Below are 12,918 nucleotides of genomic sequence, written 5' to 3' on the forward strand. Positions count from 1 at the left end.
CCTCATCCGGCCGCGGCCGACGGCGGCGCCTCCCGCAGGTAGGCATCCACCAGGAGCGGGCCGCGGATCTCGCGGAGCCGGTCGAGGAGCTGGTCGATCGTGCCGCGAGTGAGGCCGGACACGCACAGGTCGTAGGGCCCGAGGGGCGGCAGCCCGGCCGTGCGGATGCGGATCACCTCCCACCCGGCGGACCGCAGCGCCCGGTCCTTGCGCCGGTCGGCCTCCTCGCGGCGTCCCACGTGCTCGAGGCCGTGGCGGCCGGTGCTGTCGTACTCGATCGCGACGCGCAGCTCGGGCAGCAGGATGTCGGGGCACGCCTCGACGTGCTCGAAGAACGGGCGCGCGAGCCGGACGGCGGTGAGGCCGGGCGTGTGCTCGAGGCGCGCGGCGAGATCCTGCCGCAGCCGCTCCTCCACGGCGGACGCGGGCGGCGGGGCGCACGCGCTCGCGAACGGCTCGCCGACGGGGAGGTCGGGGGTCTTCGCGCAGAGGGCGGGGGAGCAGCGGGGGCGGGCGGGCGTGGTGGTTGCCGCCGGGGATCCGCGGCGCTCGGCCCGGCCCGCCGTGCTCGGCGTGCCGTCCTTGCCGCGCCGGTCGCGGGTCGCGCCGCCGACCGCGGGCCGGTCGTCGCGCGCGCCCCTCCGCGGGCGCGGGGCGCCCGACGGCGTCGCCGCGGATCCGCCGGACGCCGACGCTCCCGCCGCAGCGCCCCCGGCCACCGGCCCCGCCACGAGCGGCGACGCCCCCGGCCAGCGCACCTGATCCGCCATCGGCAGCACGGGCGTGCGCGGTGCCGCGGCCTCCGCGCAGTCCGGGCACCACGACGAGCGGCGGCGCTCGCGGCCCGGCCGCCGCCGCTGCTCCTCGGGCGCCGCGACGAAGACGTGCCCGACGTCGCACTGCCACGTGAGGAGCACGTCAGCCGCGGGCGGCACCTGCGTGAGCGTGATGCCGCGGTTGAGATCCGGGTGGTACTGCCGGATGAGCACGGGGAACGACGCCCACGCCTCCCGGTAGGTGCCCACCGGGTAGGGCACGTCGAGGCCGCGCGACCAGCGGCGCCGCGCCCACCACGCATCCACCGGCTCGGGCATGCCGTCACGCTAGGGGGAGCCACCGACGTCGCTGACTAGCCTGGGGCGATGCCCGACCTCGCGACCGACCGCCTGCTCCTCCGCCGCTTCACGGACGCCGACGCGGGCTTCCTCCTCGACCTGCATTCCCGGCCCGCGGTGATGCGTTGGATCGGCACGGGTGCGGTGCAGACGGATCCCGCCCAGGCCGCCGCGCGCGCCGCCCGCTACGCCGCGCTCGACCACCCCGTGCGCGGCATCTGGGCGATCGAGGACCGCGACGGCGGCGACCTCCTCGGCACGCTCCTGCTCAAGGACCTCCCCGCGTCGGCCGCGCCGCTCGCCGGCGACGACCCCGCCCCGCGCGACGCACCGGAGGAGGGCGAGACGGAGATCGGCTGGCACCTGCACCCGGACGCCTGGGGTCGCGGCGTCGCGACGGAGGCGGCCCGCCGCGTGCTCGCGCACGCTGCGGAGGGCGGGCTGACGCGCGTCCTCGCGGTGACGAACCCCGAGAACGCGCCGTCGCAGGCCGTGTGCCGCCGCATCGGGATGCGCCCCCTCGGCCGCACGCGCGGCTACTACGACAAGGAGTGCGCGCTGTTCCGGGTCGACCTCCCCTAGGCGCGTCCGGCCCCCGCGTCAGCTCTCGCGCTCCCGCGCCCGGCGGGTCTCCCGGTCGTTCGCCTTCCGGATCCCCTCCACCAGCTCGTCCTTCGTCATGCGGCTCCGGCCGGGGACGTCGAGGCGGCGCGCGACCTCCATCAGGTGCGCCTTCGAGGCGTTCGCGTCGACCCCGCCGGCCGTGCCCGCGCCGCGCTCCTCGGCGCCCGCGTCCGACGGCCCGGCCGACTCCTTCGGCTCCCAGTGGTCGCCGACCTTCTCGAAGCCGTGCTTGAGGGCGGCGTAGGCGGTGCGCTCGGCGCGCTCGCCGACTCCGTACTGCTCCTCGGCCGCCGCGTGCGCCGCCGACCAGGTGGCCTGGGCGTGCTCGGGGGAGCGACGGATGGTGCTCGGCATGTCGTCGTCGGGGGCCACGGATCCTCCTGGTGTCGCGGGTCGCCGGCCCGCGCGGCCGCCGCCCCTCCACTCTGCACCGACCCGCACGCGGACCGGGCGGGATGGCGCGGATCAGCCGGCGCGGAGCGCGTCCTCCAGCGTCGTCCACGGCAGCATCGCGCACTTCACGCGGCCGACGTACCGGGAGACGCCGTCGAGCGCGACGGCGTCGCCGAACTCCTCCGGGTCGAGGTGGGACGCGCCCCGGCTCCGCATCACCTCGCGGAAGGCCGCGATGCGCGCGTGCACCGTGTCGAGGCTCGCGCCGTCGAGCACGCCGACGAGCATCGACGCGGACGCCTGCGAGATCGCGCAGCCGTGGCCCGTCCAGGCGATCTCGGCCACGCGGCCGTCCTCGACGCGGATCCCGAGGGTGATCTCGTCCCCGCACGTCGGGTTCACCTGGTGCGCGTGCAGCGGCCAACCGGTGGGATCGCCCTGGCCCTCGGGTGCGCGCGAGTGGTCGAGGATCAACTCCTGGTAGAGCCCGCCGCCGGCGCCCGGGGCGCTCATCGGCCGGCCCCGAAGAACGCGGCCGCGTCCTCGACGCCCTGCAGCAGCAGGTCGATCTCGGCGTCGGTCGTGTGAAGGGTCCCGCTCGCCCGCGCGGACGCGGTCAGCCCGAGCCTCCGGTGCAGCGGCTGCGCGCAGTGGTGCCCGACGCGCACGGCGATGCCGCGGTCGTCGAGGATCTGCCCCACGTCGTGCGCGTGCACGCCCGCCAGGTCGAACGCGGCCAGGCCGACGCGGTCGCCGCCGGCGCCCGGCCCGAGCACGCGCACGCCCCGGATCCCGGAGAGGCCCGCGACGAGCCGCGCGCCGATGCGCCGCCCGTGCTCCGCGATCCGGTCCATGCCGACCCTCTCCAGGTAGTCGACCGCGGCGCCCAGCGCCACGACCTGCGAGATGCGCTGCGTGCCGGCCTCGAACCGCTGCGGCGGCGGCAGGAACTCGGCCGCCTCCATCGTCACCGTCGTGATCATCGACCCGCCCGTGAGGAACGGCGGCAGCGCCTCGAGCACCTGGCGGCGCCCGTAGAGCACGCCGATGCCGGTCGGCGCGAGCATCTTGTGGCCCGAGAAGACCGCGAGGTCGACGTCGAGGGCGCGCAGGTCCACGGGCAGGTGCGGCACGGACTGGCAGGCGTCGAGCACGACGAGGGCGCCCACCTCGCGCGCCCGGGCGATGACGGGTCCGAGCGGCGCGACGCCGCCCAGCACGTTGGAGACGTGCGCGAGGGCGACGACGCGCGTGCGCTCCGTGATGACGTCGCCCAGCGTCTCCAGCCGCAGCGCGCCCTGGTCGTCGACGGGGATGTACCGCAGCCGGGCGCCCGTGCGGAGCGCGAGCTGCTGCCACGGGATGAGGTTCGCGTGGTGCTCCGACTCCGTGACGACGATCTCGTCGCCTTCCCGCACGCGGATCGACGCGGGCGCGGCCGCGCTCCCGAGCCCGTACGCGACGAGGTTCAGCCCCTCGGTCGCGTTCGAGGTCCACACGATCTCGCCCGCGTCGACGCCGACGAAGCGCGCGACCTTCTCCCGTGCCTCCTCGAACTCCTCGGTCGCCAGGGCCGCGAGCGTGTGCGCGCCGCGGTGGACGGCGGCGTTGCGGTGCTCCAGGTACGCGCGCTCCGCGTCCAGCACCTGGCGCGGCTTCTGGGACGTGGCGGCCGAGTCGAGGTAGACGAGCCGGTGGCCGTTCACCTCGGAGTCGAGGAGGGGGAAGTCGCGGCGGATCCGGTCGATCTCGTCGGCGGTCAGGCCGGCGCGACGGGCCGTGCCGTCGCCCGGGGCGTCCTGCGGGGCGGTGTGCATCCGACGAGTCCATCGTGATGCGGCCTCCGGCGCAACACGGGCGCGCGTGGCGTCACGGTCGCCGCGCCCGACCGCGCGGCGCAGCGCGGGGGGATGATGGACCCATGGCGTCTCCGCACCACCCCCGCACCCCGTCCCTCCTCCGTCGCGCCGCGCTCGCCGCGGGTGCCGCCGCGCTCGTGATGGGAGGCGCGCTCATCCCGGCGGGCGCGGCCTCGGCGCACGACCGGCTCGTGGGATCCACCCCCGCCGCCGACGCCACCGTCACGGACGAGCCCGGCACCATCGCGCTCGACTTCAGCGAGGAGCTGCTCGCGCTCGAAGCGCAGGCCTCGGGCTTCGCGATCCAGGTGGTCAACACCTCGGACAGCTCCTTCCACGAGGACGGCTGCGTCGCCGTCGACGGATCCACCGCCACGACCCGCATCGCGCTCGGCACGGCCGGCACTTACCAGGTCACCTGGCGCGCGGTCTCGAGCGACAGCCACCCCATCGACGGGACCTACTCCTTCACCTACGCGCCGACCGGCGACACGACGGGCACCCCGGCGATCGCCGCGGCCCCGGCGTGCGGCGACGCGTGGGCGGGCAGCGCGGCCACCGCGACGCCGGAGCCCGAGGGCACCATGACGACGCAGGGCGCCGAGTCCGTCGCGCCCGCGCCCACGTCGGACGCGCAGTCCGGCGCGTCCGTGCCTCTCGCCGAGACCGCGGAGACCACGCCCGTCTGGGTCTTCGTGCTCATCGGCCTCGTGATCCTCGCGGCCGCCGTGCTCGTGGTGGTCGGCGTCGTGCGCCGGTCGTCGCGCCGCTTCCCCGGCGAGGACGGCGAGAGCGTCGGGGGACCGTACGACGGATCCGACGACCCGCGCTAGCGGTCCCGCCTACGCCCGGTCGTCCCCGCCGAGCGCGCGGCGCAGCGCCGTGAGGTCGTCGCCGTCGAGCGTGCCGGCGAAGCGCAGCAGCGCGGCCTCGCGGTCCTTCGTGGCCGCGAGCGCGCCCGACATGAGCGACGCCGCGTGGTCGGTGCGCGACCGGGCGGGCGCGAACGTGAGCGCGCGCGCCTCGTCCGAGCGCGTGACGAGGCCCTTCTGGCCGAGCCGGTCCAGCACCGTGAGCACGGTCGTGAGCGCGGGGCGCGGATCCGGGATGCGGGCGACGACGTCCTTGGCCGTGAGGGGCTCGACGGCGTCCCAGAGGGCGTCCATGATGGCGGCCTCGAGCTCGCCGCGGGGGCGCTGGCGTCCGATCGACACGGGCGTCTCCCCTCGGGACGGATGGCGGGTGGAAGAGACGATCCTAACTCCGCGCGCGGCCGCGACGACGCTCGGCCCGGCCGCCGCGGTCAGCCGTCGCCCCGCCGGATCGGGCACGATGGACCCATGACCGATTCACAGGACCGAGAGCCCACCCCCCTCGAGCAGGCCATCGCGCGCGGCCAGGCGGGCGAGTCCGACATGACCGCCGTCCTCACCGAGTTCATCAACACGACGGTCGTGGTGCCCACCGCCACGCCCCTCACCCCCGAGACCGACCAGCTCCAGCCCGTCCTCTTCGACCGCGACGGAGTGCCCATGCTCGCCGCCTTCACGCACGAGGACCGCATCGACGAGAAGGTCACGAGCGTCGCCGACCACGTCGCCACCATCCCCGCCGCCGAGCTCGTCCAGGCGATCCCCGAGGGCACCGGCCTCGTCATCAACGTCGGCACCACCGACGGCTTCGAGATGATGCCCGAGGGCGTCGCGCAGCTCGCCGACGACGTGCGCCGCGTCATCGACCAGGACGAGGACGGTGCGCCGCAGGCGCCCGCATCGCCCTCGCCCGACGCGATCTGATCCCGCGGGTCGACCCGACCACCCGACGCCGCCGCATCCACCCGGAAGCGGCGGCGTCGTCGCGTCCGGCCGAGCAGGGTCGTGCGGGCGGGATCGGCCGGGAATCGTCACGCGCCCGAAACGTCCCGCTCGATATGCTGGGACGCGTAGCACGGCCGCGCACGCATCGCGGGAGAGCTCCTCCGGGAGCACCGAAGGAGCAAGCCTCCCCGCCAATCTCTCAGGTCCACGTACCGCGATGCACTGGCCACTCTGAAAAGCAGTCGTCCCGCACGGCTCGCCCACGGTGAAAGCACCGTCCTCGGACGGCGCGAAGCTCTCAGGCCCATGACAGAGGGGGAGTCCCGCATCCGGCATCCGCGCCGGAGACGACCGGAGGACTCCATGACCGACGCACCCGCCGACGCCGCAGCCCCGCCCCGCCGATCCCCGCTGCACGCCGTGCACGAGGCGGCCGGCGCCTCCTTCACCGACTTCGCCGGCTGGCTCATGCCCGTCCGCTACACGAGCGACCTCGCCGAGCACCGCGCCGTGCGCGAGGCCGCGGGAATCTTCGACATCTCGCACATGGCCGAGATCGCCGTCGAGGGCGAGGGCGCCGCCGCGTTCCTCGACTCCGTCCTCGCCGGCAAGCTCTCCGCCATCGCCGAGTGGCAGGCGAAGTACACGCTGCTGCTGGATCCCTCGGGCGGCATCGTCGACGACCTCATCGTCTACCGCACGGGCGAGGAGTCCTTCCTCGTCGTCGCCAACGCGGGCAACCACGACCCCGTGCTGGCCGTCCTCGCCGGCGCCGCGGAGGGCCGCGACGACGTCGAGGTCGACGACGCGAGCGACGACGTCGCGCTGATCGCCGTGCAGGGCCCGGTGTCCCGCGCGATCCTCGAGGCCACCGCCGGCCTCGAGACCGAGACGCCGCTCGAGGCGCTCCGCTACTACCGCGCCACGGCCGCGCGCTTCGCCGGGCAGGACGTGCTCGTCGCCCGCACCGGGTACACGGGCGAGGACGGCTACGAGCTGTACGTCGCCACCGAGGACGCCGTCGCCCTGTGGGAGGCGCTCGTCGCCGCCGGCACGCCGCTCGGCCTGCTGAACACCGGACTCGCCTGCCGCGACACGCTCCGCCTCGAGGCGGGCATGCCGCTCTACGGCCACGAGCTCGGCCTCCGCACGCTGCCCGTGCAGGCCGGCCTCGGCAAGGTGGTCGCGCTCGCCAAGGAGGGCGACTTCCGCGGGCGCGCGGCGATCGAGAAGGGCCCGGATCCCGTCGCCCGCGTGCTCGTCGGCCTCGTCACCGAGGGCCGCCGCGCGCCCCGCGCCGACTACCCCGTCTACGCCGAGGAGGCCGCGGGCGACTCCGCCGAGGCCCTCGAGGCCGTGATGGAGGCCACCGAGGGCGCCGTCGCGCCCGTCGGCATCGTCACGAGCGGGGCCCTGTCGCCCACGCTCGGCCACCCCGTCGCCATGGCGTACGTGGATCCCTCGCTCGCCGCCCCCGGCACGCGCCTCGCCGTCGACGTCCGCGGCACGCGCGTGCCCGCCACCGTCGTGACCCTCCCCTTCTACTCGCGAAAGGCCTCCGCATGACCGACCAGACCAGCCTCCAGTACACCGCCGAGCACGAGTGGGTGCAGGTCGACGGCGACGTCGCGACCGTCGGCATCACCTCCTACGCCGCCGACAAGCTCGGCGACGTCGTCTTCGTCGAGCTGCCCGCCGTGGGCGACGAGCTCGCGGGCGGCGAGGTCGTCGGCGAGATCGAGTCGACCAAGTCGGTCGGCGAGCTGTTCGCGCCCATCGACGGCACCGTCACGGAGGTCAACGACGACGTCGTGGCGTCGCCCGACCTGGTCAACAGCGACCCCTTCGGCGCCGGCTGGCTCGTGAAGGTGCGCTTCGAGGCGCTCCCCGCGCTCCTCAGCCACGACGAGTACGTCGCGCTGGTGGGCGAGTGACCGCCGTCGACGCCGGCACCCGCCCGGCCGCGCCCGCCCCCGCATCCGCGCCGGACATCGCCGAGGAGTCCTCGGCCTTCGCGCCCGGCGCGTTCGGCGCCCGCCACATCGGCATCGACTCCGAGGCGCGCGCCACCATGCTCGGCGTCCTCGGCCACGACTCGATCCCGTCCCTCCTCGCGAAGGCCGTGCCCGAGACGATCCAGGTGGACCGCTTCCGCACCGACAGCGACTCCGTGCTGCCCGAGGCGGCGACCGAGCGCGACGCCCTCGCCGAGCTCCGCCGCATCGCGAGCCGCAACCGCGTGCGCACGTCGATGATCGGCCTCGGTTACCACGACACGATCACGCCCGCGGTCATCACCCGCAACGTCCTCGAGAACCCGAGCTGGTACACCGCCTACACGCCGTACCAGCCGGAGATCTCGCAGGGCCGCCTCGAGGCGCTCATCAACTTCCAGACGATGGTCGCCGAGCTGTCCGGGCTCGCCACCGCGAACGCGTCCATGCTCGACGAGGCCACGGCCGTCGTCGAGGGCATGCTGCTCGCGCGCCGCGCCTCCAAGGCGAAGACGCCCGTCTTCCTCATCGACGCCGACGCCCTGCCGCAGACGCGCGCGCTCCTCGACAGCCGCGCCGCCGCGGTCGGCATCGAGCTGGTCGCGCACGACCTCGCCACGGTGGATCCGGCCGAGCTGCCCGACGCGTTCGGCGCCTTCATCCAGTACCCGGCCGCCTCCGGCCGCGTCTGGGACCCGAGCGCCGTGATCGCGCGCGTGCACGCGGCGGGCGGCCTCGCGGTCGTCGCGGCCGACCTGCTCGCCCTCACGGTCATCACCTCGCCCGGCGAGCTGGGCGCGGACATCGCGGTCGGCACGTCACAGCGCTTCGGCGTGCCCATGGGCTTCGGCGGTCCGCACGCGGGCTACCTCGCCGTGCGCGCCGGCCTCGAGCGCCAGATGCCCGGCCGCCTCGTCGGCGTCAGCCAGGACGCGGCCGGCCACCCCGCCTACCGCCTCTCGCTGCAGACGCGCGAGCAGCACATCCGCCGCGAGAAGGCCACCAGCAACATCTGCACGGCGCAGGTGCTCCTCGCCGTCATGGCCTCGATGTACGCGGTATACCACGGGCCGAAGGGCCTCCGCGTGATCGCGCGCCAGGCGAACCGGGGCGCCCGCCGCCTCGTCCGCTCGCTGGCGACGGTCGGCGTCGAGCCGATCCACGCCGCGTTCTTCGACACCGTGCGCGTCTCCGTGCCCGGCCGCGCCGACGAGATCCTCGCGGCCGCCGCGGCGGGCGGGGTCAACCTGCTCCGCGTGGACGCCGACACCCTCGGCTTCAGCGTCGACGAGGCCACGCGCCCCGAGGACCTCGCGGCCGTCGCCCGCGCGTTCGGCGCCGAGCTCGCGGAGGACGAGGGCGCCGCCGGTGACCTCTCGTCGATCCCTTCCGGCTCGATCGCACGAGCGAGTACCTCACGCACGCCGTCTTCTCCACGCACCGCTCCGAGACCGGCATGATGCGCTACCTCAAGCGCCTCTCCGACAAGGACTACGCGCTCGACCGCGGCATGATCCCGCTCGGCTCCTGCACCATGAAGCTCAACGCCGCCACCGAGATGGAGGCGGTGACCTGGCCCGAGTTCCAGGCCATCCACCCCTTCGCGCCGGTCGACGACGTCGAGGGCTACCTCGAGCTCGTGCTCCAGCTGGAGACCTGGCTCGCCGACGTCACGGGCTACGACACCGTGAGCCTCCAGCCGAACGCCGGCAGCCAGGGCGAGCTCGCGGGCCTCCTCGCGATCCGCGGCTACCACCTCGCGAACGGCGACGACGCGCGCATCGTCTGCCTCATCCCGCAGAGCGCGCACGGCACGAACGCGGCCAGCGCCGTGCTCGCCGGCATGCGCGTCGTGGTCGTCGCGTGCGACGAGCTCGGCAACGTCGACCTCGACGACCTGCGCGTGAAGATCGCCGCCCACCGCGACGAGCTCGCCGGGCTGATGATCACCTACCCCTCCACCCACGGCGTCTACGAGCACGAGGTCGGCGCGATCTGCGAGGCCGTGCACGAGGCCGGCGGCCAGGTCTACGTCGACGGCGCGAACCTCAACGCGCTCCTCGGCTTCGCCCGGTTCGGCGACTTCGGCGGCGACGTCTCGCACCTCAACCTGCACAAGACGTTCTGCATCCCGCACGGCGGCGGCGGGCCCGGCGTCGGCCCGGTCGCGGCGAAGGCGCACCTCGCGCCCTTCCTGCCCGGACACCCTCAGGCGCAGCGCAACGTCCACGCGCTCGTGCAGGACGGCGTCGTCTCGACCATCGAGCACGGCGGCGCCCCGGTGTCGGCCGCGCCCTACGGATCCCCGAGCATCCTGCCGATCAGCTGGGCCTACGTCCGCATGATGGGCGCCGAGGGCCTCAAGCAGGCGACCGGCGCCGCGGTGCTGTCGGCGAACTACATCGCCGCGCGCCTCCGCGACCACTACCCCGTGCTCTACGCGGGGGAGGACGGCCTCGTCGCGCACGAGTGCATCCTCGACCTGCGTCCGCTGACCGCCGCGACCGGGATCACGGTGGACGACGTGGCCAAGCGCCTCGTCGACTACGGCTTCCACGCGCCCACCATGAGCTTCCCGGTCCCCGGCACGCTCATGGTCGAGCCGACGGAGAGCGAGGACCTCGCCGAGGTCGAGCGCTTCATCGCCGCGATGATCGGCATCAAGCAGGAGGCCGACTCCGTCGCCGCGGGCGAGTGGCCGGCGGACGACAACCCGCTCCGGAACGCGCCGCACACGGCCGAGTCGGTCATCGCGGGGGAGTGGCACCACGCGTACACGCGCGAGCGCGCCGTCTACCCGGTGTCCACGCTCGTGCGCGACAAGTACTGGCCGCCCGTGCGCCGCATCGACCAGGCGTACGGCGACCGCAACCTGTTCTGCGCCTGCCCGCCTCCGGAGGCCTTCGCCTGATCCCCAACGGCTGACGCACGACGCACGCACCGACGAGGGCGGCGGGACCCACGGGTCCCGCCGCCCTCGCGGCGTCTGCGGTCGGTGCGGGGCCCGCTAGTGCTCGGTCGCCTTCTCGGCGCCGTGCCCGGTGAGCGACCGCACGTCCATCTCGGCCGCGACGAGCGGGTCCTCCTTGCGCGTGGATGTCACCGTCCCGATCCAGCCGAGCAGGAACCCGACGGGGATCGACACGATCCCGGGGTTGCTCAGCGGGAACCACGAGAAGTCGGCCCCCGGGATCATCGACGTCTCCGCGCCCGAGACCACGGGCGAGAACGCGATCAGCACGAGCGCCGTCCCGAGCCCGCCGTACATGCTGAGCACCGCGCCCCGGGTGGAGAAGCGTCGCCAATAGAGGGAGTACAGGATGGTCGGCAGGTTCGCGCTCGCGGCCACCGCGAACGCGAGCGCCACGAGGAACGCCACGTTCTGCCCGTTCGCGCCGATGCCCGCGATGATCGAGACGATGCCGATCACGACCACCGTGATCCGGGCGACCCGCACCTCGCCGTTCGCCGAGACCTGCCCCTTCTTGATGACGCTGCCGTACACGTCGTGCGCGAAGGACGCCGCCGCCGTGATGGTGAGGCCCGCGACCACCGCCAGGATCGTCGCGAACGCGACCGCCGCGATGATCCCCAGCAGGATCGGCCCGCCGAGCTCGAGCGCCAGCAGCGGCGCCGCCGAGTTCACGCCGCCGGGCGCCGCGAGGATCCGCTCGCTCCCGAGCAGCGCACCCGCGCCGTAGCCGAGCACGAGGGTGAAGAGGTAGAAGATGCCGATGAGCCAGATCGCCCATACGACGCTGCGACGCGCCTCCTTCGCGGTCGGCACAGTGTAGAAGCGCATGAGCACGTGGGGGAGGCCCGCCGTGCCGAGCACCAGCGCGAGCGCGAGCGACAGGAAGTCGAGCTGCGTGATCCCCGTCACCCCGTACTGGTTGCCGGGCTCGAGCACGGGCTTGTCGGCCGCGTCCGCCGCGGCGCCCAGCAGCGTCGAGACGTTGAACCCGTGGATCGCGAGCACCCACACGGTCATCACCGCGGCACCCGCGATGAGCAGGCACGCCTTGATGATCTGCACCCAGGTCGTGCCCTTCATCCCGCCGACGAGAACGTAGACGATCATGAGCGCGCCCACCACCGCGATCACGAGCGACTGCCCGAGCCGGTCGTCGATCCCGAGCAGCAGCGAGACGAGCCCGCCCGCGCCCGCCATCTGCGCGAGGAGGTAGAAGAAGCAGACCGCGAGCGTCGTGGTCGCGGCGGCCAGCCGCACGGGCCGCTGCTTGAGCCGGAAGCTCAGCACGTCGGCCATCGTGAACTTGCCCGTGTTGCGCATGAGCTCGGCCACGAGCAGCAGCGCCACGAGCCACGCGACCAGGAACCCGATCGAGTAGAGGAAGCCGTCGTACCCGTTGATGGCGATGGCGCCGACGATCCCGAGGAACGACGCCGCCGAGAGGTAGTCGCCCGCGATCGCGGTGCCGTTCTGCGGGCCGGTGAACGAGCGTCCTGCCGCGTAGTAGTCGGCCGCGGTCGAGTTGTCCCGGCTCGCGCGGAACACGATCACGAGCGTGATGACCACGAACGCCCCGAAGATCGAGATGTTGAGGACCGGATCGCCCGTGTCGGTCGTGGGCGTCGTCGCCATGACGGCCGGGCCCGGCGCGATCACCGTCGGCCGCCCTTCCGGCGCTTCGGCGGCGTGGATCCGCGCGGCCCGTCGGCGGCGACGCGCTCCCGCTCCTCCAGGTCAGCGCGGATCTCCGCGGCGATGGGGTCGAACCGGGAGTTCGCGCGGCTCACGTACCAGGTGGTGATCGCGAACGTCGTGACGAACTGCCCGAGCCCGAGCAGGATCCCGAGGTTCACGTTCCCGATGACGGGCGTGGACATGAGCTCGTGCGCGTAGTCCGAGAGCAGGACGAAGGCGAAGTACCAGACGAGGAAGGCGACGGCCAGTGGGAAGACGAAGCTGCGGTGCTCGCGCTTCAGCTCGCGGAACCGGGCCGAGTCCTCGACCTCCAGGTAGTCGATGGCCGGCCGGGGGTCCCCGGACGGATGAGCGGCGTCGCCCATGAGATCTCCTCGAGATTCGGCCGCACATCGTCGTGCGGCGTTCCCAGGTTAGGCACAGGTGCGGGTGATGCGCCAGGCCCGC

General features: G+C 74.1%; 12 protein-coding genes, 1 pseudogene and 2 riboswitches. Of the genes and pseudogenes, 6 read left to right on the forward strand and 7 right to left on the reverse strand.

From position 1 onward, the window contains the following. Nucleotides 1–2 precede the first annotated feature (2 nt). Complete coding sequence (locus B5P21_RS05960) at nucleotides 3–1,094, reverse strand: zinc-ribbon domain-containing protein (RefSeq protein WP_094170907.1); 1,092 nt, start codon at nucleotides 1,092–1,094, stop codon at nucleotides 3–5. 48 nt (nucleotides 1,095–1,142) lie between these two features. Here B5P21_RS05960 and B5P21_RS05965 point away from each other — a divergent pair, with 48 nt between their 5' ends. Then, nucleotides 1,143–1,697, forward strand: coding sequence for a GNAT family N-acetyltransferase (locus B5P21_RS05965; protein ID WP_045528737.1), 555 nt, complete (start codon nucleotides 1,143–1,145; stop codon nucleotides 1,695–1,697). A gap of 18 nt (nucleotides 1,698–1,715) precedes the next feature. Here B5P21_RS05965 and B5P21_RS05970 read toward each other — a convergent pair whose 3' ends face one another. From B5P21_RS05970 to B5P21_RS05980, 3 genes are all read right to left on the reverse strand, one after another. Continuing rightward, nucleotides 1,716–2,111, reverse strand: a complete 396-nt coding sequence (locus B5P21_RS05970) for a ChaB family protein (RefSeq protein ID WP_080939320.1) — start codon at nucleotides 2,109–2,111, stop codon at nucleotides 1,716–1,718. A gap of 93 nt (nucleotides 2,112–2,204) precedes the next feature. Further along, nucleotides 2,205–2,645 carry a Fe-S cluster assembly sulfur transfer protein SufU gene (sufU, locus tag B5P21_RS05975; protein WP_045528736.1) on the reverse strand — a complete coding sequence of 147 codons (441 nt, stop codon included), beginning with the start codon at nucleotides 2,643–2,645 and terminating at the stop codon, nucleotides 2,205–2,207. Continuing rightward, the gene (locus B5P21_RS05980; protein ID WP_172457236.1) at nucleotides 2,642–3,949 is read right to left on the reverse strand and encodes a SufS family cysteine desulfurase; all 1,308 of its coding nucleotides are present in this window, start codon (nucleotides 3,947–3,949) and stop codon (nucleotides 2,642–2,644) included. The genes sufU and B5P21_RS05980 overlap by 4 nt, the downstream gene beginning before the upstream one ends. Nucleotides 3,950–4,053: 104 nt before the next feature. Between B5P21_RS05980 and B5P21_RS05985 the strand changes: the two genes are divergently transcribed. Then, nucleotides 4,054–4,824, forward strand: a complete 771-nt coding sequence (locus B5P21_RS05985) for a copper resistance CopC family protein (RefSeq protein ID WP_094170908.1) — start codon at nucleotides 4,054–4,056, stop codon at nucleotides 4,822–4,824. Nucleotides 4,825–4,833: 9 nt separating this feature from the next. On the opposite strand, the gene B5P21_RS05990 is transcribed toward B5P21_RS05985, so the two are convergent. Further along, nucleotides 4,834–5,205, reverse strand: a complete 372-nt coding sequence (locus B5P21_RS05990) for a BlaI/MecI/CopY family transcriptional regulator (protein WP_045528734.1) — start codon at nucleotides 5,203–5,205, stop codon at nucleotides 4,834–4,836. Nucleotides 5,206–5,331: 126 nt separating this feature from the next. Here B5P21_RS05990 and B5P21_RS05995 point away from each other — a divergent pair, with 126 nt between their 5' ends. The 4 genes and pseudogenes from B5P21_RS05995 (at nucleotide 5,332) to gcvP (ending at nucleotide 10,713) form a co-directional block, all read left to right on the forward strand. After that, a complete protein-coding gene (locus tag B5P21_RS05995) occupies nucleotides 5,332–5,787 on the forward strand; it encodes an SseB family protein (RefSeq protein WP_043588550.1) in 456 nt (151 codons plus the stop codon). A 159-nt stretch (nucleotides 5,788–5,946) separates the two neighbouring features. Further along, nucleotides 5,947–6,033, forward strand: a riboswitch (glycine riboswitch). Between the two features lies 1 nt (nucleotide 6,034). Further along, nucleotides 6,035–6,128, forward strand: a riboswitch (glycine riboswitch). 43 nt (nucleotides 6,129–6,171) lie between these two features. Further along, complete coding sequence (gene gcvT, locus B5P21_RS06000) at nucleotides 6,172–7,374, forward strand: glycine cleavage system aminomethyltransferase GcvT (RefSeq protein ID WP_045528733.1); 1,203 nt, start codon at nucleotides 6,172–6,174, stop codon at nucleotides 7,372–7,374. Beyond that, on the forward strand, nucleotides 7,371–7,742 hold the full coding sequence (gene gcvH / locus B5P21_RS06005; protein WP_045528732.1) for a glycine cleavage system protein GcvH: 372 nt from the start codon (nucleotides 7,371–7,373) through the stop codon (nucleotides 7,740–7,742). Before gcvT ends, gcvH begins: the two co-directional genes overlap by 4 nt. Next, nucleotides 7,739–10,713 (forward strand): annotated as a pseudogene (gcvP, locus tag B5P21_RS06010) (aminomethyl-transferring glycine dehydrogenase). The gene gcvH and the pseudogene gcvP overlap by 4 nt, the downstream one beginning before the upstream one ends. A gap of 96 nt (nucleotides 10,714–10,809) precedes the next feature. Here the strand turns inward: gcvP and B5P21_RS06015 are convergent. After that, nucleotides 10,810–12,408, reverse strand: a complete 1,599-nt coding sequence (locus B5P21_RS06015) for a solute symporter family protein (protein WP_052663272.1) — start codon at nucleotides 12,406–12,408, stop codon at nucleotides 10,810–10,812. Between the two features lie 20 nt (nucleotides 12,409–12,428). Next, entirely contained in the window at nucleotides 12,429–12,836 is a 408-nt protein-coding gene (locus B5P21_RS06020) for a DUF485 domain-containing protein (RefSeq protein WP_045528729.1), read from the reverse strand. Between the last annotated feature and the right edge of the window lie 82 nt (nucleotides 12,837–12,918).

It is taken from the genome of Clavibacter michiganensis subsp. insidiosus, assembly GCF_002240565.1.
GTDB lineage: Bacteria > Actinomycetota > Actinomycetes > Actinomycetales > Microbacteriaceae > Clavibacter > Clavibacter insidiosus.

What these genes read in the sequence shown, in the direction of transcription:
- B5P21_RS05960 (WP_094170907.1), bottom strand. Translation starts at nt 1,094, where the DNA reads ATGCCCGAGCCGGTGGATGCGTGGTGGGCGCGGCGCCGCTGGTCGCGC.
- B5P21_RS05965 (WP_045528737.1), top strand. Translation starts at nt 1,143, where the DNA reads ATGCCCGACCTCGCGACCGACCGCCTGCTCCTCCGCCGCTTCACGGAC.
- sufU (WP_045528736.1), bottom strand. Translation starts at nt 2,645, where the DNA reads ATGAGCGCCCCGGGCGCCGGCGGCGGGCTCTACCAGGAGTTGATCCTC.
- B5P21_RS05980 (WP_172457236.1), bottom strand. Translation starts at nt 3,949, where the DNA reads ATGCACACCGCCCCGCAGGACGCCCCGGGCGACGGCACGGCCCGTCGC.
- B5P21_RS05985 (WP_094170908.1), top strand. Translation starts at nt 4,054, where the DNA reads ATGGCGTCTCCGCACCACCCCCGCACCCCGTCCCTCCTCCGTCGCGCC.
- B5P21_RS05995 (WP_043588550.1), top strand. Translation starts at nt 5,332, where the DNA reads ATGACCGATTCACAGGACCGAGAGCCCACCCCCCTCGAGCAGGCCATC.
- gcvT (WP_045528733.1), top strand. Translation starts at nt 6,172, where the DNA reads ATGACCGACGCACCCGCCGACGCCGCAGCCCCGCCCCGCCGATCCCCG.
- gcvH (WP_045528732.1), top strand. Translation starts at nt 7,371, where the DNA reads ATGACCGACCAGACCAGCCTCCAGTACACCGCCGAGCACGAGTGGGTG.
- B5P21_RS06015 (WP_052663272.1), bottom strand. Translation starts at nt 12,408, where the DNA reads ATGGCGACGACGCCCACGACCGACACGGGCGATCCGGTCCTCAACATC.
- B5P21_RS06020 (WP_045528729.1), bottom strand. Translation starts at nt 12,836, where the DNA reads ATGGGCGACGCCGCTCATCCGTCCGGGGACCCCCGGCCGGCCATCGAC.